Raw genomic sequence first — 20,633 nt, 5'->3', positions numbered from 1 at the left:
ACGCAAGCACTAGGAGAAAGCAGATGAGACATCCGGACTGGACGATCGCGATGCTCGCCGCAGGCGCGCTCGCCGTGTCGGGGCTCGCCCGCGCGCAGGCGCCGAGCGAGCCGCCCGCATCGAATTCGCACGCGCCGGGCGGCGTGATCAATCCGTCGTCGGGCGCGGGCGATGCGCGGATCGCGAAGGCGCCGCAAGGCGGCGACGCGGAATTCATCGACAAGGCCGCGCTCGCCGGCAAGGCCGAGGTGCAGGCGAGCCAGCTCGCGCTGAAGCAGGCGCAGTCGCCGGGCGTGCGCGCATTCGCGAAGCGGATGGTGAGCGATCACGGCAAGGCGAATGCACGGCTCACCGAGCTTGCCGCGCGCAAGGGCATGAAGCCGCAGGTCGAACAGATTTCGGACCCCGACGTCGAGGCGCTGCGCGGCAAGAACGGCCACGACTTCGACGTCGCGTATGTCGCGGCGGTCGGCCCCGACGCGCACCGCAAGGCGGTCGCCTTGTTCGAAAGCGAGGCGCGCGACGGCAGGGATCCGCAGTTGCGCGAATTCGCGAGCGCCACGCTGCCGACGCTCCGGCATCACCTGAGCATGGCGCAGGCGCTCGAACGCAAGGTGGGCGCGCGATAACGCGTGCCCGTTCAACCCCGGGCCGTATGCGCGGCCCGTTTTTTCCGGAGAGAGAGTCATGGCCCATCGGCAACCGAAACACGAAGGCATCCGCGAATTACTCTGTCAGGCCTACGAAACCGAGCTTGGCGGCGCGAAGATCTACGAGGCCGCGCTGCAGTGCGCGACCGACGACGATCTGCACAAGGAGTGGGAGAAGTACCATCGCGAGACGCTGCATCACCAGGAGGTGCTGCGCAAGGTGTTCGAGACGTTCGGCATGGACCTCGACGCGCAGTCGCCCGGACGCAGCGCGGTCGCGGCCACCGGCCAGTCGCTGGTCCACGTGATCGAGCAGGCGCAGAAGCACGCCGATCCGGCCGTCGCGCAGGTCGTCGCGGCGGAATGCGTCGTGCTCGCCGAAACCAAGGACCACCTGAACTGGGAGCTGATCGGCTACGCGGCCGACCAGTTGTCGGGCGATGCGGCGAAGACGCTGAAGGACGCGCACGACGAAGTCGAGGCCGACGAGGATCACCATCTGTATCACACGCGCGGCTGGGCGCGCGAGATGTGGATCGAGTCGATGGGCTTCAAGGCCGTGCTGCCGCCGCCGGAGGAAGTGAAGAAGGTCGAATCGGCGGCCGAGGCGGCGCGCGCCGAACGCTCGCGCGGCAAGATGATGTGACGCGCGATGCGGAGCGGGCAGCCGTTCGCGCGGCTGCCCGGTTGCCGACGCAACCGTCTCGTGGCGCTCAGGTGAGCAGGTCGACGATCATCGTGGCCACGGCCGCGGCCATCAACGCGACCGCGAGCCAGCCGAACGCTTGCGCTGCCGGACCGCTCCCGGGCTGCCCGGCAGCGTCGCGCTGCCTTGCGAGCAGCATCACCAGCACGAGCATCGGCACCGCCGCGACGCCGTTGAGCACGGCGCTCCAGTACAGCGCCCGGATCGGATCGATCGGGCCGACGCAGATCGCGATGCCGACGATCACACATAGCGCCAGTACCGCGTAGAACGCGGGCGCGCGCCGCACGGGTTCGTTCAGCCCTTCGCGGAACCGCCAGGCTTCCGCGCAGCCGTACGCGGCGCTGCCGGCGAACGCCGGAATCGCGAGCAGCCCGCAGCCGACGATGCCGAACGCGAACACGACGAACGCGGCTTCGCCGGCGATCGGCCGCAGCGCCTCGGCCGCTTGCGCGGTGGTGCCGATATCGTGCCGGCCGTGCGCGAAGAACACGGCCGCACCGATCACCATGATGCAGAACGACACCGCATTGGTGACGATCATGCCCGTCCATGTGTCGAGCGTGACGCGCCCCTCGGTGCCGGCCTGCGTATCGGCCTGCGTGCCGGTCCCCTCGTCGCGCTGTTCGGCCGCGGTTTCCTCGACTTCGAGCGCGGCCTGCCACACGAACAGGTACGGGCTCAGCGTCGTGCCGAGAACGGCGACCGCGGTCGTCGCATACGCATGCGTGAACGCGATCTGCGGCAGCACGAGCGCATGCAGCACGCCGCGCCAGTCGACATGAACGAAGCCGAGTTCGAGCACGTACGCGATCAGCCCGAGCGTCATCCATTTCAGCCAGCGCGCATAGCGTTCGTACGACAGCATCACCTGCAGCGCGAGCGAGGCGATTCCATAGAGCGGCGCATACCAGTAGCCGCGGCCGCCGGCGACGAGCGCCGTCGCGTCGCCCATCGCCGCGAGATCGGCGCCGACGTTCACGACGTTGACCACCGCGACCATCACGATCAGCGCCTTCGCGAGACGGTCGGAGAAGTGCGTGCGAATGCCGGCGACGAGGCCTTCGCGGTTGCGGCGTCCGACGAAGGCCGCCGCGAGCTGCACGGCGACCATCATCGGCAGCGTGACGACGATCATCCAAAGCATGTTGAAACCGAACTGGCTGCCGGCCTGCGCGTAGACCGCGATGTTGCTCGGATCGGCATCGGATGCGCCCGCGAGCAGTCCTGGGCCGAGCCGCTTGTACCAGGGTTTCGCCGTGGCGGCGGCGGGCGAGGTCACGGCCGCCGGCCCTGCGCCTGGGTCCGGCGCACTCATCCGGCGTTGCCGTGCGCGCCGCGCGTGCCGCCGCGGCGTGCGTCGCGCGCGAGGTCCGATGCGGTGCGCAGCGCGTCGACGAGCGTCCGGTACGCGTGCTCGCGCGAATCGGCGCCGCGCGTGCGCAGCACGTACGACGGATGATAGGTCGCGACGACGAGCTGCCCGCCGGCGGTACGCACCGGCGCGCGCGTGCGCTCGAGCGTCGCGTCGTGGTCCTGCAGCACCGCGCGCAGCGCCGTGGCGCCGAGCGCGACGACCACCCGCGGGCGCACCGCATCGAGTTCGCGTTCGAGCCAGTAGCGGCACGCGGCCACCTCCCGCTGCGCGGGCGTCTTGTGCAGCCGCCGCTTGCCGCGCGGTTCCCATTTGAAGTGCTTGACCGCGTTGGTCAGGTACACGTGCGTGCGTTCGATCCCGGCTTCGCCGAGCGCGCGGTCGAGCAGGCGGCCGGCCGCGCCGACGAACGGCAGGCCCGCGCGGTCTTCCTGGTCGCCCGGCTGCTCGCCGACCAGCATGATCGACGCGTCGCGCGGTCCCGCGCCGGGTACCGGCTGCGTCGCGTGTTCCCACAGCGTGCAGCGGCGGCACGCGTCGAGCGTCGGCGGCGCGTCGTCTTCGGCGGACGACGGTGTTGAGCGGCCCGGCGGCTGGCGGGTCATGCGGCGCGCCCCGCGCGGGTCGACGCCGGATCGCGCCGCCATCGAGGGGAACGGGCTGGCGCTCGGCCTGTCGCCCGCGCAGCGGGGTGCAGACCGGACGGAGAAAGCCGCATCGCTCGCATCAAGGACTCCCGTGTCGACGATGCGAACGACGCAGCAACCGGCATGCCGCGTGCGGTCGTGACGGGTGCGCGGCTTGCGTGGCCGTCCGGTCCAACGACAGGAGAAACGCGATGCAACCCGATCCCGGCGACGATCCGGCCGCCGCCGACGTGCTGCTGTGGCGCGCGCCCGACAGCGTGCCGCGCCGCCCGCGCCGCGTGCTGGTCGTCGACGACTATCGCGACGCGGCCGACGCGTTGCGCCTGCTGCTCGAGACGCGCGGCTTCGAATGCCGCATCGCCGACGATCCGTTCGCCGTGTGCGACGTCGCACGCGACTGGCAACCGTTCGCGGTGCTGCTTGACATCGCGATGCCGGGCCTCGACGGGCTGCAGCTCGCGACGCGGCTGCGCGCCGATCCGCGCACGGCCGACATGCTGCTCGTCGCGTGCAGCGGGTTCGCGTCGCGACGCGATTGCGAGGAGGCGAAGGCTGCGGGTTTCGATGCGCATTGCGCGAAACCGCTGACGCCGCACCGGTTGCTGGGCTATCTGGAATCGGCGAGCGGCGCTGGCGGTGGCGCTGCGAGCCCCGACGAGGACGTTACACGGCGCTTGTAAAAAGGCGGCCGGATCGCCTGCCGCATGCAGCCGGACAGGGCGCCAGGCGGCGCTCGACGGGTTCGGCATCACATGGGTCGAGGACGTCGGCCGAGGCTGCCGCGCGTTCACGCGTGCGTCCGGCGCGGCCGCGGCCCGCACGAAAACGCCCCGCGCGGGGCGGGGCGTGTCGCAAGCGGATACGCCGGCGAACCGGCGCCGCATCGTTGCGATCAGTGACGGCCGCGCGTGCGCGGATCGTCCAGTTCCTCGGTCGGGTCGGTCAGCCCGAGTTCGTCGCCGGCGCTCCAGTACGGCGCGCTGCCGTAGAACTCGTGCAGCGGCTCGGCCCATTGCGGGTCGGCCATCGCCGGCCAGTGGTCCTTGTCGAACCCCGGCGCGTTGCGGATCCGCTCGGACGATACCGACAGCAGGAAGCACTTGCGCTCGGTGTCGAGCGTGAGCGCGCTCCACGGAATCGCGTGCAGCTTGTCGCCGATGCCGAGGATGCCGCCGCTCGACAGTACCGCGTAGGCGATCCGGCCCGAGCGTACGTCGAGCATGATGTCCTTGATCTTGCCGACGTCGTCGCCGTCGGTCGTATAGACCTTGTTGCCTTCCAGCGTATCGGCCGCCATCACGTCGGGGCCGGGGCCGGCCGCGGTCGCGGCGCCCTTGCCGATGATGCGGGTCTGACCTTGATCGGAAGTCTGCATGGTTTCCTCCAGGCTGCGTGGGGCGCGACCGTGCCCGGGGCGGGCCCTGCGGGTCGCGCGGGTTGTCGGGACGGGCGAGGATCGCGCCGTCACGTCTGCTTCGGTTGCGACACGCTTTCGAGCGTGTTCGCGACGTCGTCGCGCTCGGGGCTCGCGGAGCGCGTCGCGATGTCCGCGAGCGACAGCATGCCGACCAGCCGCTTGTCGTGATCGACGACGGGCAGGCGGCGCAGTTGCGCGTCGGCCATGTAGTGCTGGATCTCCTCCAGCGAATCGTCGTCGAAGCACCATTCGATCGGGCCGGACGCGACCTCGTGGATCCGCGTCTCCGGCGGCTTGCCGGCCGAGATCGCGCGCACCGCCAGATCGCGGTCCGTCACCATCCCGATCAGCCGGTTGTTGTCGCATACGGGCAGCGCGCCGATGTCGTAGCGCTCCATCAGTTGCGCGGCATGACGGATCGAATCGGTCGGCGCGATGCGCACGACGTCCTGCGACATGATTTCGTTGACGCGATGCATGAAGTCCTCCTTGCGGGTGGGTACGGTGTGTTGGTCATCCGAACCAGCAAGCCGCGTGCCGCACGGCGCGCGCGGCCGCTCACGTGTCGCCGCGTTCGCGCTTGTCCTGCCGCGGCGCGTCGTCGTGCGTGCCGGGCGGCGTGTCGGGTTCGATACGCGTGACGCCGCCGGTCGCCGGCGGGTCGCTCGCCGGAAAGGTGTCCTCGAGCTGTTTGTCGATATGGCGTTCCGAGTGGCGAGTGTGCGTGCGGTCCTGGTGTTTCAGCGGCGGCGACGGGTCGTCGTGCCGCTCGTGGGCCGGCGCGTGGTGGCCGGACCGGGTCGAATCCTTCATCGCGAGGCTCCGTATCGGTGACGATGACGCGGGTCTTCCCGCAACGGACGTTCCCGGCGCGCGCGAGGCACGCGACTTGCCGCGTGAACGGCGACGACGAACACGACACGACGACGATGCGCGGCGCAACCGGTGCCTGCCGTGCGCGTGTCCAGCGGGAGGCACGATGACGATTCCGAAACGACGACCTGGCGTGCGCTACGAGGTCAACGTATGCGGCGGCGCATTCGATTCGGTGAAGCACCATTTCAACGAATGGAAGCATGAACCGCTGATCTACCGGCCCGAGCGCCGGATGTTCGAAGGCAAGGCCGACGTGCGGCCGCTCGGCGACGAGACATTCGGCGCGACCGAGCCCGCGCGCTTCGCGCTGCAGCGCGCGTGCGAGCCGTCGGACCCGTATGCGCTCGCGGCACGCGTGACGGACGACGGCCGCGAGCTGTGGCTCGTGATGGCCGCGTATGACGCGTAGCGTGGCGCTTGCAAGTTTTGCAGTGGACGGTGTAGCGAAGGCACGGCGTGTCGGGGGGAGCCGCTCGCATGCGCGTTCATGCCGGTCCGCGGGCGACGCGCGCGACGGCATGCGCATTGCGCGACCGCTGTACCCGAATGCGGCCGCTACCCGCAGTACGGTCCGAACCCGCAACGATGGAATGCCGATGAAACACGATCCCGTGCAGTGGCTGCAGCGACCCGAGCCGCCGATTCCCGACATCGAGCCCGACCCCGAACCGCCCGATCCGGACGACCTGCCGCCCGACATGCCGGAACCGCACCGTCAGCCCGCGGGCGACCCGCCCGGGACCGCGCCGCCGGAACGCGACCCGCCGTCGCGCGAGCCGCCGGTGCGTGCTTGGGCGGTGAGCAGGGTGCGACGAACCCATCGGGAGGCACCGCGATGAGCCTCCGCGTGAAACCCGGCATGCTGCGCGAGATCGCCGAGACGCTCGGCCGCTATTTCGAGGCGCGTGCGCTGCCGTTCCATGTCGAGGAACAGCCGGCGGGCGCGTTGCATATCGGCTTCCGGGTCGACGGCCATCCGGCATCGTTGACCGTGACGTTCGACGCGCACGCATTCGCGGCGCTCGAACAGGCCGGCATCGAGCGGCAGCGTGGCACGCTCATGCGGGTCGCGGCCGAATTCGACGCGATGATGGCGCGCCGCGCACCGACCGCCTATGCGGGCGATTTCCATTTCAACCGGCTTTGAGCCGCCGATCCGAGGGAGGATTTCGATGAACACGATCCAGACGATCCGCGCGGGCGCCTGTGCGTTCGCCGCCGTGTGCGCGCTGGGCGCCTGCACGCAGCCGACGAACGGCCCCTACGGCGCCCATGCGGCGCCGCCCGCGCCGCCGGACGGCCGCGGCGCGCAGTCGACCACGACGATGCCGGACGCGAATACGCGCTACGACACGCGTCCGTCGCCGGGCAACATGATGCCGCAAGGCGCGGCCGGCGGCGAACCGGCCGACGTGCCGCCGCCGGGACCGAACGGCGCGCAGGGCGACCAGCCGTTGCCGGGCACGCCGCCGCCGATGCAGTACTGAACCGGCGACGCATGACGTGAGGCAGGGGGCGGCATGAGCGAAATGCGTGCCCCAAACTTGCCGCCGGCTTGTAAAAAAGCGGCCCCGAGCGGCGGCGACCCGGGGTAGGAACCCGCGAGAGCCGCGGCGCCACGCGCTTTGCCGGATTGGCACGAAAGCTGCATGAATCCTGGACACGATTGAACACGAACCGAACCGTCAGGAGGCTTTCGATGCCCGTCTCGCTTGCGCTGCAGATGCGACAGCATCTCGCACTTACGCCGAGGCTTCAGCAGTCGCTGCGGCTGCTGCAGTTGTCCTCGCTCGAATTTCAACAGGAACTGCGGCAGGCGCTCGACATGAATCCGTTTCTCGAAGACGGACAAGGCGACGACGAACCTGCCGCCGATACGGCGGCGCAGCCGGCCGAAACGGCCGCGCCCGACCCGGCGCCCGAACCCGACGAAGGGCGCCCGCCGGACGGCGAGGTGCCCTTTACGGCCGCGCCCGCGCCGCGCGGCACCAATCGTCAGGGCGACGACGGGGGCGGCCTGTCGCCCGGCGAATGGATCGCCGCCGAACCGTCGCTGCATCAGCAACTCCACGATGCGCTGCGGCTCTATCCGTTGAACAGGCGCGACCGTGAAGCCGCACGCATGGTGATCGACGCGCTCGACGACGACGGTTACCTGCGCCAGGAGCTGGCCGAGCTGCTGGCCGCGGCCGATCCCGCGCTGCTGTTGTCCGAACAGGATCTCGCGATCGCGCTGCGGCTCGTGCAGATGCTCGACCGCCCGGGGATCGCCGCGCGTTCGCTGTCCGAATGCCTCGTGCTGCAGCTCGATGCGATTCCGGCCGGCACGCCGGCCCTGGCGGAAGCAAAAGCGATCGCGCGCGAGCATCTCGAGCGGCTCGCCCGCCGCGAGACGGCCGAAATCCAGCGGCGCCTGGGCTGCAATCAGGAGACGCTGCACGCCGCATGCGCACTGGTGCGCGGGCTCGACCCGCGCCCCGGCAATCACTACGGCAGCACGCGCGGCGACTACGTGGTGCCCGACGTGATCGTGCGCCAGGTGCGCGACGAGTGGATCGTGACGATCAACCCGGCCGTGCTGCCGCGCGCGCGCCTGCACGAGCGTTACGCGATGCTGTTCGCGCAGTCGAGCGGCGAACGCGATTCGCCGCTCGGCCAGCAGCTGCAGGAAGCGCGCTGGCTGATCCGCAACGTGCAGAAGCGTTTCGACACGATCCAGCGCGTCGGCGAATGCATCGTCGCGCGCCAGCGCGATTTCTTCCGCTACGGCGAGATCGCGATGAAGCCGCTCGTGCTGCGCGACATCGCCGAGGAACTCGACCTGCACGAATCGACCGTGTCGCGGGCGACGGGCAACAAGTACATGGCCACGCCGCACGGCACGTTCGAATTCAAGCATTTCTTCCCGCGCAAGCTCGAGGCGGCCGGCCGCGGCGTGTGTTCGGCATCGGCGGCGAAGGTGCTGATCCGCGACATGATCGCGGCCGAGCGGCGCACCGATCCGCTGTCCGACGTCGCGCTCGCGGCGTACCTCGCGGGGCGCGGCATTATTCTTGCGCGTCGCACGGTGACGAAGTATCGCCAGGCGATGAAGATTCCGCCGGCCGACCTGCGGCGTCGCGATGCCGCGTGACGGCTTGCCTGACGAATCCACCGCGCGAGGCTGCCCGTCGTAGCGGCCCGCGCACTCACGACAGGAGCGCAACCATGCCAGCAAAATCCCAGGCCCAGCAGCGTGCCGCAGGCGCCGCGCTGTCCGCCAAGCGCGGCGAAACGAAAATGAAGGATCTCAAGCCGCCGTCGAAGTCGATGGCCAAATCGATGAGCGAGAAAGAGCTCGAGAAAATGGCTTCCACGCCCGTGCGCGGCAAACCGAAACACAAGCACGATGCGTGACCGACGACGACGTTTGGTGACGACCGCTGTCCTTCAGGAGGGTTCCATGCTTCGATACGCCATCATCTTCTTCATCATCGCGATCGTCGCCGCCGTGTTCGGCTTCGGCGGCATCGCGGCCGGCGCGGCCGAGATCGCGAAGATCCTGTTCTATATCTTCGTCGTGATCTTCCTGGTCACGCTGCTGCTGGGTGTCGTGCGACGATGAGCGATGCGCCCGACCGGTCGCAGCGCGTGGCCGAACTCGAACACGCGCTCGCGATCGGTTTTCCGTCGCAGTCGACCGTCGTCGTGCAGGCGGACGACGCGTCAGGCCGGCTGACGATCCACGTGTCATGGGTGCGCGTGCCGTCCGACCAGGACGCGCGCGAATGGCGCTGCGCGGTCGACCTGCGGTTCGATCCGGACGTGATCGCGCGCTATGCGTCGCTCGATGCGGCCGACCGGCTGCGCGTGCGCACGCAGCTGTGCGATCGCGCGCGGCGCGCGGTGGACGAGTACAAGCCGCGCGTCGAGGATGCCGCGATCGAATGCAGCGTGGCGCTCGACGTGACACGCGCCGAATTCGACGCGGCGCTACGCGCGCCCTGACGCTTCGCGGCCGGTTCGCGGGTGCGGTTCCGCCCGCGCCGGCTTTCGCCGCTGTCCGCACGCGCGCGCCGTAGCGCGAGGGCGCGTGTCGCGGCGGCCTCACACATGCCACGAGGACTCTCGATGACCCATTCCCCCTCAGCCGGCAAGACCCCGCTGGCGCCGTCGCCCGACAGCGCGAAGTCGCGCCAGCTCGAAGAAAACCGTTCGCGGCCCGACCGCGAGGCGCTGCGCACCAACCAGGGCGTGCGGATCGCCGACAACCAGAACACGCTGCGCGGCGGCGCGCGCGGCCCGTCATTGCTCGAAGACTTCATCATGCGCGAGAAGATCACGCACTTCGATCACGAGCGCATTCCGGAGCGCGTGGTGCACGCGCGCGGCTCGGCCGCGCACGGCGTGTTCCGCGTCTACGAGCCGATGGCCGACTACACGAAGGCCGCGTTCCTGCAGGATCCGGCCGCCGAGACGCCGGTATACGTGCGCTTCTCGACGGTGCAGGGGCCGCGCGGGTCGGCCGACACCGTGCGCGACGTGCGCGGCTTCGCGGTGAAGTTCTATACGGAGGAAGGCAACTACGACCTCGTCGGCAACAACATGCCGGTGTTCTTCATCCAGGACGCGATCAAGTTTCCCGACTTCGTGCATGCGGTGAAGCCCGAGGCGCCGAACGAGATGCCGACCGGCGCTTCCGCGCACGACACGTTCTGGGATTTCGTGTCGCTGGTGCCGGAAGCCACGCACATGGTGCTGTGGCTGATGTCGGACCGCGCGCTGCCCGCGAGCTTTCGCGCGATGGACGGCTTCGGCGTGCACACGTTCCGCTTCGTGAACGCGGCCGGCGACGTGCGCTTCGTGAAGTTCCACTGGCGCCCCGTGAGCGGCGCGTATTCGCTGCTGTGGGACGAAGCGCAGCGGATTGCCGGCCACGACCCGGATTTCAACCGGCGCGACCTGTGGACGGCGATCGAGCGCGGCGACTATCCGGAGTTCGAGCTCGGCGTGCAGATGATCGATCCGGCTGATGCGGACCAGTTCGACTTCGATCTGCTCGATCCGACCAAGCTGGTGCCCGAAGAGCGCGTGCCGGTGCGGCCGATCGGCCGGATGACGCTGAACCGCAATCCCGACAACTTCTTCGCGGAAACCGAGCAGGTCGCGTTTCACCCGGGCCACGTGGTGCCGGGCATCGACTTCACGAACGATCCGCTGTTGCAGGGGCGCCTGTTCTCATACACCGATACGCAGCTGAGCCGGCTCGGCGGCCCGAATTTCCACGAGATTCCGATCAACCGTCCGGTGTGCCCGTTCGCGAACAACCAGCGCGACGCGATGCACCGGCAGACGATCAACGTCGGGCAGGCGTCGTACGAGCCGAATTCGACGAGCGGCGGCTGGCCGCGCGAGACGCCGCCCGCGCCGTCCGGCGGCGGCTTCGAGACCGTGCACGAGCCGCTCGAGGGCGAGAAGGTGCGCGTGCGCAGCGAATCGTTCGCCGATCATTTCTCGCAGGCCGCGCTGTTCTACCAGAGCATGACCGGGATCGAGCAGCGGCACATCCGCGACGCGTACTGCTTCGAGCTGGGCAAGGTGACGCAGCCGAAGATTCGCGAGCGGGTGGTCAACGACATCATCGCGCGCTTCGATGGCGGGCTCGCCGCGCAGGTCGCGGAACGGCTCGGGCTCCCCGCGCCGCACGCGGCCGCGACGCCGGCCGTCGCGCAGCGCTCGCCGGCACTGAGCCTGATCGGTCGCGCGAAGCCGGTCGTCCGCTCGCGCAAGATCGCGCTGATCGCGACGCCGGGTACGAGCCCGGCGCTCGTCGAGCAGGTGCGCGACACGCTGCAGGCCGCGCACGCAGTGCCGACGATCGTCGCGCCGACGCTCGCGCCGATCGGCGGCATCGTGCCGGAGGCGACGCTGGCCGGCATGCCGTCGGTGATGTTCGACGCGGTATTCGTCTGCGGCGGCGACGACGATGGCGGCGACCTCGCGCACAGCGCCGACGCACGGCACTTCGTGCGCGAGGCGTTCAAGCACCTGAAGCCGATCGCGGCCGTCGGGTCGGGGCGGCAACTGCTGCGCGCCGCGCACCTGCCGGACCCGGCCGAAGGCGTGTGCGTCGGGCAGGCCGTCGATCTCGACGCCGTCCTGAAGGCGCTGTCGGACCACCTCGGCCAGCATCGCGTCTGGGCGCGCGAGCAGCAGGCGGCCGAGTTGCCGGCCTAGCGCCGCCGCGCGATCATGGACGTCGTCGTCGCGCTGTTCGGACAGGGCCGGATGCTCGGCCCCGGCCAGATGGCGCTGCGCGCGATCGTCGTGTCCGCGATCGCGCTCGTGCTGATCCGCGTCGCCGGGCGGCGGGCGTTCGGCCAGCGTTCGCCGTTCGACTACGTGGTCGGGATCCTGCTCGGCGCGATCCTGAGCCGCGCGGTGGTCGGCGCGTCGCCGTTCGTGGCGACCGTCGCGGCGTCGTTCGCGATCGCGCTGCTGCATCGCGCGATCGGCTGGGCCTGCGTGCGCTCGCGCCGGCTCGAGCGGCTGCTGGTGGGCGTCGAGCGCGAGGTGTATCGCAACGGCCGCTTCGACGACGCGCAGATGCGTGCCGCGCTGCTCACGCCGACCGACATCCGCGAGAGCGTGCGGCAGGCGCTCGGCGCGAACGACCTGTCCGACGTCGACGCGGCGATCCTGGAGCGCAACGGCCACGTCAGCATCGTGCGGCGCAGCCGTCGCCGCAGGCCGTGACTTGCGCCGGACCCCACACGCGGCAAGGAGGACATCGATGGCACGGATGATCTGGAAAGGCGCGATCAGCTTCGGGCTCGTTCACGTGCCCGTGCAGCTGTTCCCGGCCACGCGCACCGTGAAGCCGTCGTTCCGGCTGCTCGACAAGCGCTCGATGGACCCGGTCGGCTACCGGCAGATCAACAAGCGCACCGGCAAGGAAGTCACGCGCGAGGACATCGTGCGCGGCTACGAGTACGAGAAGGAGCGCTACGTCGTGCTGACCGACGACGAGATCCGCGCGGCGAACCCCGAATCGACGCAGACGGTCGACATCGTCACGTTCGTCGACGAGGACGCCGTGTCGTTCCTGTATCTCGACACGCCGTACTACCTCGTGCCGGACCGCAAGGGCGAGAAGGTCTATGCGCTGCTGCGCGACGCGCTGAAGGACAGCGGCAAGATTGGCATCGCGCACGTCGTGATGCGCGACCGCCAGCATCTCGGCGCGCTGATTCCGGTCGGGCCGCTGCTGGCGCTCGACACGCTGCGCTTGCAGGAGGAGCTGCGCCCGCTCGACGAACTGTCGGTGCCGGCCGACGACGCGAAACGTGCCGGCGTCAGCGCGCGCGAACTCGCGATGGCGAAGAAGCTGATCGAAGACATGTCCGGATCGTGGTCGCCCGACGCGTATCACGACACGTTCCGCGACGACATCCTCGAGCTGGTCGAGCGCAAGGTCCGCGCGGGCCGGATCGAGGAGATCGAGGACCGGCCCGCGCAGACTGGGCGTGCGGCGTCCAACGTCGTCGATCTGACCGAATTGCTCAAGCGCAGCCTGAAGGGTGGCGGGCGCGCGGGCGGTGGGGACGACGATGCGGATACTGAAGCATCGGCGCCTTCGCGTGCGGCCGGCGCGCGTCGCAAACCGGCGGCGAAAGCGCCCGCCAAAAGAGCGGCGAAGGCGCCCGCGAAACGGACGGCCGCGAAGCACGGCGCCACCGGTGCGCACTCGGCGAAGAAGGCCGCCGCGCGCCGCAAGCACGCCGCATGACGCCGCGTGACGGAGGATGACGCGATGGCAGGCAAGCTCGATCCGTATCGCCGCAAACGCCGCTTCGACGCGAGCCCGGAACCCGAGGGCGCGCACGGGCGGCGGCGCGTTTCCGCCGATGCGACTACGCGCACGGGGCGCAAGGCACGACCGGCCGCACGCGCGGCCAGGCCGCTGCGCTTCGTGATCCAGGAACACCACGCACGGCGCCTGCATTACGACTTCCGTCTCGAGCTCGACGGCACGCTGAAGTCGTGGGCCGTGCCGAAGGGGCCGAGCGTCGACCCGTCGGTGAAACGGCTGGCCGTGCACGTCGAGGATCATCCGCTCGAATATGCGTCGTTCGAAGGCGAGATTCCGGCCGGCCATTACGGCGCGGGTTCGGTCGTCGTCTGGGACGCGGGCACGTGGACGCCCGACGGCGGCGTCGCACAGGCACGCGCCGGCTATCGTGACGGCAAGCTGACGTTCCGGCTCGACGGCGCGAAGCTGCACGGCGGCTGGGCGCTCGTGCGCAGCGGGCGGCAGCAGGGCCGCCAGGCGCAATGGCTGTTGATCAAGGAACGCGACGACGACGCGCGCGACGCCGAGACGTTCGATGTCGTTGCCCAGCGGCCGGGCAGCGTGCATGACGGACACACGCGGGCCGCGCGCGATCCGGCACCGGCCGACGCGGCGCCTTCCGTGCGTGCATCGCGCCGCGCCCGGCGCAACGCGTCGGACACGCGCGGCGCGGCGCACGACGCCGGGCTGGAAAGGCCGCCCACCGACCTGTCGCAGGTAGACGGCGCCGTGCGTGCGGCGTTGCCCGAGCGCGTCGCGCCGCAACTCGCGACGCTGGTCGATGCGCCGCCGACGCACGGCGACTGGCGCTACGAGGTGAAATTCGACGGCTACCGGATCCTTGCGCGGATCGCGGGCCGCGGCGCACGGCGGCACGTCACGCTGATGACGCGCGAAGGCCGCGACTGGACCGCGAAGCTGCGCTTGCAGCGCGATGCGCTCGCGGCGCTCGACGTCGACAACGCGTGGCTCGACGGCGAGGCCGTCGTGCTCCGCGACACCGGCCTGCCGGATTTCCAGGCGCTGCAGAACGCGCTCGGCGCCGGGCGCTCGGACGCGGTGACGCTGTTCGTGTTCGACCTGCCGTTTCTGGACGGATACGACCTGCGCGACGCGCCGCTCGCCGCGCGTCGCAGGCTGCTCGAACCGCTGCTCGCCGGCAGCGACCCCGCGCGGCTGCGCTACTCGCCCGATCTCGGCGACGATATCGCGTCGCTGATCGCGAGCGCGTGCGACACGGGGCTCGAGGGGCTGATCGGCAAGCGCGCGGATGCGCGCTATCGCGGCGGCCGCTCGCCCGCGTGGATCAAGCTGAAATGCAGGCGGCGGCAGGAGTTCGTGATCGGCGGTTATACCGAGCCGTCGGGCAGCCGGCATGGCTTCGGCGCGCTGCTGCTCGGCGTCCACGAGCCCGCCGCGGGCGGCAGGCGGCCGCGCGGCACGCCGCCGCTGCGTTATGTCGGCCGTGTCGGTACCGGGTTCGATACGCGCCTGCTCGACCGGCTCGCGGCCACCTTGCGCAAGCACGAACGCGCCACGACGCCGTTCGACCCGCCGCCGCGCGAACGGTCGCGCACGCGGGTCTACTGGGTCGAGCCGACGCTCGTCGCCGAATGCGAATTCGCGGAATGGACCGGCGACGGGATCGTGCGGCAGGCGGCGTTCGTTGCGCTGCGCGAAGACAAGCCGGCGCGGCAGATCGTCCGCGAGGTGCCGCGCCACACCGACACGGAGACGACGATGGATGGACCCCGCACCACGCACGACCGGCACCCGCCCGCCGCGCCTGCCGACACCGCGCACGGCCGCCCGCCGCGTACGCGCTCCGATGCGTCGGCCGGCCGCATGCAAGACGAATCCGGTGTCGCCCGGGTCGGCCGGGTTCGCATCACTCACCCCGATCGCGTACTCGATCCGCAAAGCGGCACGCGCAAGATCGACCTCGCGCATTACTGGCAGCGGGTCGCGCCGTGGCTGCTGCCCGACCTGAAAGGACGACCGGTATCGCTCGTGCGCGCGCCGGGCGACATCGCCGGCGAACTGTTCTTCCAGAAGCATGCGGAGCGACGCGAGATCCCGTTCGTCACGCAGCATGAAGGACTCGATCCCGGCCACGGGCCGCTGCTGTCGATCGACAGCGTCGACGCGCTGCTCGGCGCCGCGCAGATGGGCACGATCGAGTTGCATACGTGGAACGCGCATGCGTCGAACATCGAGCGGCCGGACCGCATCGTGTTCGACCTCGATCCCGATCCGGCATTGCCGTGGCGCGAGATGATCGACGCCGCGCAGCTCGTGCGCGGGCTGCTCGATGCGCTGGGACTCGTGTCCTTCTGCAAGACCAGCGGCGGCAAGGGGCTGCACGTCGTCGTGCCGCTCACGCGGCACGCGGGCTGGGACGACGTGAAGGCGTTCTCGCGCGCCGTCGCGCAGCACGTCGCCGGCACGTTGCCCGAGCGCTTCACCGCGACGATGGGGCCGCGCCACCGGCGCGGCAAGATCTTCGTCGACTACTTGCGCAACGGCCGCGGCGCGAGCACGATCGCCGCGTACTCGGTGCGCGCGCGGCCCGGCATGGGCGTGTCGGTGCCGCTCGACTGGGACGAGGTGCCCGCGACGACGGGCGGCGCGCAATGGACGATCGACACGCTGCACGAACGGCTCGATACGCTGAAGCGCGATCCGTGGGAAGACTATGCGAAGACGCGCCAGCGCGTCACCGCCGCGATGCGTGCGCGGCTCGGCGTGCAAACGTGAACGCGTCAGCGCCGGTGCTGCAGCCGGTAGTACCAGTTCATCAGCGGCGTCGCGGAGATCCCGTGCGCGACCACCGATGCGCAGACGACGGCCAGCACCGGCGCGGCGAGCGGGCGCACCGCATCGGACGGCCCGTGCTCGAGCGCGAACAGCAGGTAGTAGAACGAGCCGATTCCGCGAATGCCGAACCATGCCATCAGGCGCCGCTGCGGGTGCGTCGCGGGTGAACCGGCGAGCGTGAGCAGCACCGCGAGCGGCCGCACGGCGACGAACAGCACGGCGGCCAGCGCGGCGGCGCCCCAGGTGAACAGCGCGCCCGGCAACGTCGCGAGCACGCTGCCGACCATCGTCATCACGACGGCTTCCGCGATCCGTTCGAGTTCGATCGTGAAGCCGAGCACCGATTCGGCCATGAACGCGTGGGCCTTCTCCGGATGCTTTTCGGTCGCGACGACGTCCTCCGAATCGATCTGGCCGATGACTTCGCGCGGCTTGCGGTCGCCGCTCGCGCGATGCTCGACGCGCCGCATCGCGACGCCGGCCGCGAACGTCGCGATGAAGCCGAACGTGTGCGCGAGCTGCGCGGCGCCGAACGACAGCACGATCAGCGCGAGCGCGAAGAAGCCTTCGAGGCCGAGTGCCTGCGCATGGCGCGTGCGCAGCCAGCCGATCGTCCAGGTCGTCGCCCAGCCGAGGCCGCCGCCGATCGCGGCCGCACCCGCGATGCCCCACAGCGCGGCGAGCGCGAACGTGCCGGACAGCGGCGCGACGCCATGCGTCGCGTCGCTTGCGCCGCACAGCGCGAGCCCCGCGAGCGCGAACGGCAGCGCGATGCCGTCGTTCATTCCGCCTTCGCCCGACAGCGCGAAGCGGACGAGATCGCGATCGCCCGGATCGTGCACCTGCACGTCGTGCGCGAGCACGGGGTCGGTCGGCGCGAGGATCGCCGCGAGCAGCAACGCGGGGCCCCAGCCGAGCCCGAGCGCGAGCACCGCGCAGGCGGCGAGCAGCGGCACGGTGACGACCATCGCGAGCAGGCCGAGGCGGCACGGCACGAGCCACAGCCGGTCGGACAGCGGCACGCGCAGCCGCAGCCCGATCGCGAACAGCGACACGAGCAGCGCGATTTCGACGATTTCACGCAGCAGCCGGCCGTCGCGTTCCAGGTCGAGATGCAGCAGGCCGGCGCCGGCCGGGCCGAGCGCGACGCCGAGGATGAGATAGATCATCGCGGTGCTGCAGGGCAGGTGGCGCAACGCGGACGTCGCGAGGCCCATGCCCAGCAGCACGGCGCCGATGATCAGGTACCAGAGCGTCTCGTGCATGGGTGCGCTCGTGGCTGGCGGGCAACGCAGGCGCGCAAGCCGTCAGGGCTTGCGGCCGAACGCCTCGCGCAGTTTCCGCTTCGCGCGTTCGAGCGTCGTGCGGCGCGTTTTCGGGAGGTTGCGGCCCGCGCGGTTCACGTAGAAGTTCAGCATCGACATCGCCGACTGGAACGGCGATGCCTTGCGGCGGCGGCTGTGCTCGGCCGAACGCTTCAGCGAGGCGGCGATCGCGGCCGGATCGTCGGATTTGAAGATGTCGGGCTCGAGGTCGAGCGCATCGCTTTTTTGCGTGACTTCGCCCGACCAGCGCTTGCGGTGTTTCGGGTCGGCGCTGCGGGCGCGGCCGGCGCGGCGCGTGAGGCGCTTGCCGTGCGCATGGGAAGCGGAGGCGGAAGGCATGAAGGCGGCTCCATATGGGGTCGGGGGAGGGTCGTACGGTGAGAGGCGCCGCAAACCGCGTGCCGCGCGGCGCGCCGGTGCCGGCGACGGCATGGGCCTTGCTGAAAGGTACGGGCAGGCTTTTCCATGACCGCATCACCACCAGGGAGACAACACCATGGAGTCAGTATTGGAATCGATGTGCGTCGCGCGGCGCGTGCTCGCTTGCGCGGCTGTCGCGATCGTTGCGGCCGCGCCGGCCGCATGGGCCCAGAACACGCAGCGTCCGGACGAAGGAACGGGCGCACCGAATCCGTCGATGGACATGTCGACGCCGGACACCAACGGCAATACGGCCGCGCCGCCTCCGCCCGCCAGCCCGAAGCGGCACGGCGCGAAGCACGGCATGCCGTCGCACAGCGGGGCGGCAGGCCACGTGAAGCCGGGCGGCGGCCCCAACGGTGCGGGTGCGGGCGGCAGCGGTGCCGCGGGGGGCGGTGTCGGTGGCGGTACGGGCGCGGGCAACGGCGGCTCGCCGGGGTCGATGGGCTCGGGCGGCGGCGGGGCCGGCGGCGCGGGTTCGAGCGGATATTGAGGCGGTAATCGACGGTGTCGTGCCGGCGCGGCCGGCACGGCGCGATGGCGGCGCGGTTTCCAGGACCGGCGCACCGCCACCACGCAGGAGGACATCATGCAATCGAATTCCCGGATTTTGCTGGAGAACGAAGAGATCGACGGCGACGCGATCGACGCGGACGATCTCGACACGACCGTCCAGGTCGATGTCGAAACGGGCCGGATCATGTTCCATGCGGCATGGGCGCTCACGCCCGAAGCGCCGCCCGAGGCCGCGCGGCATGCGGTCGTGCTCGCACTCGACTGCGACACGATGGAGCGTTACGCGGATCTCGACGACGGCGCACGGATGCGCGTGCACGCGATGCTGCACGAGGCCGTGCAGCAGACGCTCGACCAGTTGCCCGACACCGACGAGCACCTGACGCTGACGGTCGAACTGACCGACGCGATGCTCGACGCCGCGCGACATCTGCAGTAGCCGTGGCGGATCGACCTGCCGCATCGGATTACATCCCGTTGAAATCTTTGCAGCCGGTACGTGGCGACGTCGAATGGCCGGCCGCACGCACGCGCGCGGCGGCCTTCGCGTGATTGCGGGGTGGTTCCCCGGCCGGCACGCCGATTGCGGCGCAATCGACGCGGCACGACGTGTGCCGCCATTCCGACGGAGGCATTCATGAGCGGCAGGCTGGATCATTGCAGGGTAGCCATTCTCGCGGTCGACGGTTTCGAGGAAGCCGAACTCGTCGAGCCGCAGCGCGCGCTCGCGGCCGAAGGCGCGCAGGTCGACGTGATTTCGCAGCAGCGCGGCGAGATCCAGGGTTTCCGGCACGTCGACAAGGGCGAGCGCGTGAAGGTCGACCGCACGTTCGACGAAGCGCGCGAAGGCGACTACGACGCGGTCGTGCTGCCCGGCGGCGTGGTGAACGGCGACGCGATCCGGATGCTGCCGGCCGCGCGCGAATTCGTGACGGCGGCCGTCGGCGCCGGCAAGCCGATCGCGGCGATCTGCCACGGCGGCTGGCTGCTCGTGTCGGCCGAACTCGTCGAGGGCCGCACGATGACGAGCTGGCCGAGCCTGCAGGACGATATCCGGCACGCGGGCGGCAAGTGGGTCGACGAGGAGGTGGTGCGCGACGGCAACCTGATCACGAGCCGCAAGCCGGCCGACCTTCCCGCGTTCAACGGCGCATTGGTCGATCGCCTCGCGGCGCGGGGCGCATAGCGCGATGCCGGCCGATTCCGCCCGCCAAGTGACGCTGACCGCCGCGCCGCCCGTGTTCGACGGGGCGGCGCTGCAGTTGCGTTTCGTCGTCGAGGTCGATGGCGCGCCGCAGACCTGGGCGATCACGGTCGAAGCGCTGGAAGATCATTTCGGCGCGCGCTCCGCGCTGGAGGCCGACCTGCGCGACGCGTTCGAACGCGGCCGTGCGCGCATCGAGGCGGCATGTGCGGACCTGCTGGCGAACGGCAATGACGGTGATGTCGTGCTGCACAGCGGGTATTTCCGGGCGCCGGCGGGCCCCGCGCGGGCAGGGCTGTTCCCTTCCGGGCGGCGCTGACCCGCATGCCGTTCCCGTGCCGGGGTTCGGGTGCACCCGGCCCGCCGGCCTTACACGCGATTGAAAACTTTCCAGCCCGGCGCACCCGCCGTCCGGTGCCACATCGCGGGGCAGGCACGCCGCCCGGACATCGATCGCCTCACGCCGGCTGGCACGGACCCTGCATGTTCATCCCGTTGCCGGCGCACGATGCGCGCCGCACGCCGATGCGGCGCCGGGAGCGCGTCGCGCGCAGCCGTCAACGGGGAAACGAGCATGCTGACCGCCCATGAATTTGCCGCGCTGTTCCTGGCGCATCACGCGCCGGAACAGATCCAGATCGATCGCGACGACATCGTCGCCCTCGTCGAACAACACCTGATCGTGATGCAGCACGACGACGCGTCGGGCGAGCACCGTCCCGCGCTGACGGCCGACGGGCTGTCGGTGCTGCGCAGCGTGCAGCGGCATGACGCGGCCGAATCCGGCGCGATCGGCCTGAGCGACACCGCCGACGCGTAATGTTTCGCGGTTGCGCGCTGCGCGCGCCG

27 protein-coding genes are annotated in these 20,633 nt (G+C 70.4%); 20 read left to right on the top strand and 7 right to left on the bottom strand.

What is annotated here, in order from left to right:
- The first annotated feature begins 23 nt into the window (after positions 1-23).
- Together WJ12_RS17055 and WJ12_RS17050 are read left to right on the top strand one after the other, a co-directional pair.
- On the top strand, positions 24-629 hold the full coding sequence (locus WJ12_RS17055; protein WP_059561215.1) for a DUF4142 domain-containing protein: 606 nt from the start codon (positions 24-26) through the stop codon (positions 627-629).
- Positions 630-687: 58 nt separating this feature from the next.
- Complete coding sequence (locus WJ12_RS17050) at positions 688-1,296, top strand: DUF892 family protein (protein ID WP_034189977.1); 609 nt, start codon at positions 688-690, stop codon at positions 1,294-1,296.
- A 67-nt stretch (positions 1,297-1,363) separates the two neighbouring features.
- Here WJ12_RS17050 and WJ12_RS17045 read toward each other — a convergent pair whose 3' ends face one another.
- A complete protein-coding gene (locus WJ12_RS17045; RefSeq protein ID WP_059561212.1) occupies positions 1,364-2,674 on the bottom strand; it encodes an NRAMP family divalent metal transporter in 1,311 nt (436 codons plus the stop codon).
- Positions 2,671-3,336, bottom strand: coding sequence for a UdgX family uracil-DNA binding protein (locus tag WJ12_RS17040; protein ID WP_059561379.1), 666 nt, complete (start codon positions 3,334-3,336; stop codon positions 2,671-2,673). The genes WJ12_RS17045 and WJ12_RS17040 overlap by 4 nt, the downstream gene beginning before the upstream one ends.
- Positions 3,337-3,569: 233 nt before the next feature.
- On the opposite strand from WJ12_RS17040, the gene WJ12_RS17035 reads away from it, so the two are divergent.
- Entirely contained in the window at positions 3,570-4,058 is a 489-nt protein-coding gene (locus WJ12_RS17035; RefSeq protein ID WP_059561209.1) for a response regulator, read from the top strand.
- A gap of 212 nt (positions 4,059-4,270) precedes the next feature.
- Here WJ12_RS17035 and WJ12_RS17030 read toward each other — a convergent pair whose 3' ends face one another.
- From WJ12_RS17030 to WJ12_RS17020, 3 genes are all read right to left on the bottom strand, one after another.
- Positions 4,271-4,753, bottom strand: a complete 483-nt coding sequence (locus tag WJ12_RS17030; protein ID WP_034189979.1) for a PRC-barrel domain-containing protein — start codon at positions 4,751-4,753, stop codon at positions 4,271-4,273.
- Positions 4,754-4,842: 89 nt separating this feature from the next.
- Positions 4,843-5,274 carry a CBS domain-containing protein gene (locus WJ12_RS17025; protein WP_034189980.1) on the bottom strand — a complete coding sequence of 144 codons (432 nt, stop codon included), beginning with the start codon at positions 5,272-5,274 and terminating at the stop codon, positions 4,843-4,845.
- 79 nt (positions 5,275-5,353) lie between these two features.
- Positions 5,354-5,608, bottom strand: coding sequence for a hypothetical protein (locus WJ12_RS17020; protein ID WP_059561206.1), 255 nt, complete (start codon positions 5,606-5,608; stop codon positions 5,354-5,356).
- 166 nt (positions 5,609-5,774) lie between these two features.
- Between WJ12_RS17020 and WJ12_RS17015 the strand changes: the two genes are divergently transcribed.
- The 12 genes from WJ12_RS17015 to ligD all read left to right on the top strand — a co-directional run bounded on the left by WJ12_RS17015 (position 5,775) and on the right by ligD (position 16,259).
- A complete protein-coding gene (locus WJ12_RS17015; RefSeq protein ID WP_034189982.1) occupies positions 5,775-6,080 on the top strand; it encodes a hypothetical protein in 306 nt (101 codons plus the stop codon).
- 187 nt (positions 6,081-6,267) lie between these two features.
- Positions 6,268-6,510 (top strand): hypothetical protein, encoded by a 243-nt coding sequence (locus WJ12_RS17010; RefSeq protein ID WP_059561376.1) that lies wholly within the window; start codon positions 6,268-6,270, stop codon positions 6,508-6,510.
- Entirely contained in the window at positions 6,507-6,818 is a 312-nt protein-coding gene (locus WJ12_RS17005; protein WP_059561203.1) for a hypothetical protein, read from the top strand. The genes WJ12_RS17010 and WJ12_RS17005 overlap by 4 nt, the downstream gene beginning before the upstream one ends.
- A gap of 25 nt (positions 6,819-6,843) precedes the next feature.
- A complete protein-coding gene (locus WJ12_RS17000) occupies positions 6,844-7,158 on the top strand; it encodes a hypothetical protein (RefSeq protein WP_034189983.1) in 315 nt (104 codons plus the stop codon).
- Between the two features lie 212 nt (positions 7,159-7,370).
- Positions 7,371-8,804 (top strand): RNA polymerase factor sigma-54, encoded by a 1,434-nt coding sequence (gene rpoN / locus WJ12_RS16995; RefSeq protein WP_059561202.1) that lies wholly within the window; start codon positions 7,371-7,373, stop codon positions 8,802-8,804.
- A 74-nt stretch (positions 8,805-8,878) separates the two neighbouring features.
- Entirely contained in the window at positions 8,879-9,067 is a 189-nt protein-coding gene (locus tag WJ12_RS16990) for a DUF3008 family protein (protein ID WP_049028728.1), read from the top strand.
- Between the two features lie 46 nt (positions 9,068-9,113).
- On the top strand, positions 9,114-9,275 hold the full coding sequence (locus tag WJ12_RS16985) for a DUF1328 family protein (protein ID WP_027792525.1): 162 nt from the start codon (positions 9,114-9,116) through the stop codon (positions 9,273-9,275).
- On the top strand, positions 9,272-9,658 hold the full coding sequence (locus WJ12_RS16980) for a DUF3022 domain-containing protein (protein WP_034189986.1): 387 nt from the start codon (positions 9,272-9,274) through the stop codon (positions 9,656-9,658). The genes WJ12_RS16985 and WJ12_RS16980 overlap by 4 nt, the downstream gene beginning before the upstream one ends.
- A 123-nt stretch (positions 9,659-9,781) precedes the next feature.
- Entirely contained in the window at positions 9,782-11,887 is a 2,106-nt protein-coding gene (gene katE, locus WJ12_RS16975; protein ID WP_059561198.1) for a catalase HPII, read from the top strand.
- Between the two features lie 15 nt (positions 11,888-11,902).
- Positions 11,903-12,406, top strand: coding sequence for a DUF421 domain-containing protein (locus WJ12_RS16970; RefSeq protein ID WP_049034872.1), 504 nt, complete (start codon positions 11,903-11,905; stop codon positions 12,404-12,406).
- A gap of 37 nt (positions 12,407-12,443) precedes the next feature.
- On the top strand, positions 12,444-13,439 hold the full coding sequence (ku, locus tag WJ12_RS16965) for a non-homologous end joining protein Ku (RefSeq protein WP_059561195.1): 996 nt from the start codon (positions 12,444-12,446) through the stop codon (positions 13,437-13,439).
- A 24-nt stretch (positions 13,440-13,463) separates the two neighbouring features.
- Positions 13,464-16,259: a DNA ligase D gene (ligD, locus tag WJ12_RS16960; RefSeq protein ID WP_059561192.1), complete on the top strand. Its 2,796-nt coding sequence runs from the start codon at positions 13,464-13,466 to the stop codon at positions 16,257-16,259.
- A gap of 5 nt (positions 16,260-16,264) precedes the next feature.
- Here the strand turns inward: ligD and WJ12_RS16955 are convergent, their stop codons facing one another.
- Both WJ12_RS16955 and WJ12_RS16950 read right to left on the bottom strand, forming a co-directional pair.
- Positions 16,265-17,584, bottom strand: a complete 1,320-nt coding sequence (locus WJ12_RS16955; protein WP_059561189.1) for a cation:proton antiporter domain-containing protein — start codon at positions 17,582-17,584, stop codon at positions 16,265-16,267.
- A 42-nt stretch (positions 17,585-17,626) separates the two neighbouring features.
- A complete protein-coding gene (locus WJ12_RS16950; protein WP_034189992.1) occupies positions 17,627-17,983 on the bottom strand; it encodes a DUF3175 domain-containing protein in 357 nt (118 codons plus the stop codon).
- A 157-nt stretch (positions 17,984-18,140) separates the two neighbouring features.
- Here WJ12_RS16950 and WJ12_RS16945 point away from each other — a divergent pair, with 157 nt between their 5' ends.
- From WJ12_RS16945 to WJ12_RS16925, 5 genes are all read left to right on the top strand, one after another.
- Complete coding sequence (locus WJ12_RS16945; protein ID WP_059561187.1) at positions 18,141-18,557, top strand: hypothetical protein; 417 nt, start codon at positions 18,141-18,143, stop codon at positions 18,555-18,557.
- A 96-nt stretch (positions 18,558-18,653) separates the two neighbouring features.
- Entirely contained in the window at positions 18,654-19,019 is a 366-nt protein-coding gene (locus WJ12_RS16940) for a DUF3022 domain-containing protein (RefSeq protein WP_049029431.1), read from the top strand.
- 198 nt (positions 19,020-19,217) lie between these two features.
- Positions 19,218-19,766 (top strand): type 1 glutamine amidotransferase domain-containing protein, encoded by a 549-nt coding sequence (locus WJ12_RS16935; RefSeq protein ID WP_034189995.1) that lies wholly within the window; start codon positions 19,218-19,220, stop codon positions 19,764-19,766.
- Positions 19,767-19,770: 4 nt separating this feature from the next.
- The gene (locus tag WJ12_RS16930) at positions 19,771-20,103 is read left to right on the top strand and encodes a DUF1488 family protein (RefSeq protein ID WP_059561185.1); all 333 of its coding nucleotides are present in this window, start codon (positions 19,771-19,773) and stop codon (positions 20,101-20,103) included.
- Positions 20,104-20,358: 255 nt separating this feature from the next.
- The gene (locus WJ12_RS16925; RefSeq protein ID WP_034190091.1) at positions 20,359-20,604 is read left to right on the top strand and encodes a hypothetical protein; all 246 of its coding nucleotides are present in this window, start codon (positions 20,359-20,361) and stop codon (positions 20,602-20,604) included.
- Positions 20,605-20,633 lie beyond the last annotated feature (29 nt).

It is taken from the genome of Burkholderia seminalis (genome assembly GCF_001718535.1).
In the GTDB taxonomy this organism is placed as follows: Bacteria; Pseudomonadota; Gammaproteobacteria; order Burkholderiales; family Burkholderiaceae; genus Burkholderia; species Burkholderia seminalis.
Note: the sequence above shows the minus strand (reverse complement) of the source record. Positions and strands in the feature narration are given on the sequence as shown.

Bases quoted from the DNA above. Each gene is read 5' to 3' on its own strand.
- WJ12_RS17055 (WP_059561215.1), top strand. From the start codon at position 24: ATGAGACATCCGGACTGGACGATCGCGATGCTCGCCGCAGGCGCGCTC.
- WJ12_RS17050 (WP_034189977.1), top strand. From the start codon at position 688: ATGGCCCATCGGCAACCGAAACACGAAGGCATCCGCGAATTACTCTGT.
- WJ12_RS17045 (WP_059561212.1), bottom strand. From the start codon at position 2,674: ATGAGTGCGCCGGACCCAGGCGCAGGGCCGGCGGCCGTGACCTCGCCC.
- WJ12_RS17040 (WP_059561379.1), bottom strand. From the start codon at position 3,336: ATGACCCGCCAGCCGCCGGGCCGCTCAACACCGTCGTCCGCCGAAGAC.
- WJ12_RS17035 (WP_059561209.1), top strand. From the start codon at position 3,570: ATGCAACCCGATCCCGGCGACGATCCGGCCGCCGCCGACGTGCTGCTG.
- WJ12_RS17030 (WP_034189979.1), bottom strand. From the start codon at position 4,753: ATGCAGACTTCCGATCAAGGTCAGACCCGCATCATCGGCAAGGGCGCC.
- WJ12_RS17025 (WP_034189980.1), bottom strand. From the start codon at position 5,274: ATGCATCGCGTCAACGAAATCATGTCGCAGGACGTCGTGCGCATCGCG.
- WJ12_RS17020 (WP_059561206.1), bottom strand. From the start codon at position 5,608: ATGAAGGATTCGACCCGGTCCGGCCACCACGCGCCGGCCCACGAGCGG.
- WJ12_RS17015 (WP_034189982.1), top strand. From the start codon at position 5,775: ATGACGATTCCGAAACGACGACCTGGCGTGCGCTACGAGGTCAACGTA.
- WJ12_RS17010 (WP_059561376.1), top strand. From the start codon at position 6,268: ATGAAACACGATCCCGTGCAGTGGCTGCAGCGACCCGAGCCGCCGATT.
- WJ12_RS17005 (WP_059561203.1), top strand. From the start codon at position 6,507: ATGAGCCTCCGCGTGAAACCCGGCATGCTGCGCGAGATCGCCGAGACG.
- WJ12_RS17000 (WP_034189983.1), top strand. From the start codon at position 6,844: ATGAACACGATCCAGACGATCCGCGCGGGCGCCTGTGCGTTCGCCGCC.
- rpoN (WP_059561202.1), top strand. From the start codon at position 7,371: ATGCCCGTCTCGCTTGCGCTGCAGATGCGACAGCATCTCGCACTTACG.
- WJ12_RS16990 (WP_049028728.1), top strand. From the start codon at position 8,879: ATGCCAGCAAAATCCCAGGCCCAGCAGCGTGCCGCAGGCGCCGCGCTG.
- WJ12_RS16985 (WP_027792525.1), top strand. From the start codon at position 9,114: ATGCTTCGATACGCCATCATCTTCTTCATCATCGCGATCGTCGCCGCC.
- WJ12_RS16980 (WP_034189986.1), top strand. From the start codon at position 9,272: ATGAGCGATGCGCCCGACCGGTCGCAGCGCGTGGCCGAACTCGAACAC.
- katE (WP_059561198.1), top strand. From the start codon at position 9,782: ATGACCCATTCCCCCTCAGCCGGCAAGACCCCGCTGGCGCCGTCGCCC.
- WJ12_RS16970 (WP_049034872.1), top strand. From the start codon at position 11,903: ATGGACGTCGTCGTCGCGCTGTTCGGACAGGGCCGGATGCTCGGCCCC.
- ku (WP_059561195.1), top strand. From the start codon at position 12,444: ATGGCACGGATGATCTGGAAAGGCGCGATCAGCTTCGGGCTCGTTCAC.
- ligD (WP_059561192.1), top strand. From the start codon at position 13,464: ATGGCAGGCAAGCTCGATCCGTATCGCCGCAAACGCCGCTTCGACGCG.
- WJ12_RS16955 (WP_059561189.1), bottom strand. From the start codon at position 17,584: ATGCACGAGACGCTCTGGTACCTGATCATCGGCGCCGTGCTGCTGGGC.
- WJ12_RS16950 (WP_034189992.1), bottom strand. From the start codon at position 17,983: ATGCCTTCCGCCTCCGCTTCCCATGCGCACGGCAAGCGCCTCACGCGC.
- WJ12_RS16945 (WP_059561187.1), top strand. From the start codon at position 18,141: ATGGAGTCAGTATTGGAATCGATGTGCGTCGCGCGGCGCGTGCTCGCT.
- WJ12_RS16940 (WP_049029431.1), top strand. From the start codon at position 18,654: ATGCAATCGAATTCCCGGATTTTGCTGGAGAACGAAGAGATCGACGGC.
- WJ12_RS16935 (WP_034189995.1), top strand. From the start codon at position 19,218: ATGAGCGGCAGGCTGGATCATTGCAGGGTAGCCATTCTCGCGGTCGAC.
- WJ12_RS16930 (WP_059561185.1), top strand. From the start codon at position 19,771: ATGCCGGCCGATTCCGCCCGCCAAGTGACGCTGACCGCCGCGCCGCCC.
- WJ12_RS16925 (WP_034190091.1), top strand. From the start codon at position 20,359: ATGCTGACCGCCCATGAATTTGCCGCGCTGTTCCTGGCGCATCACGCG.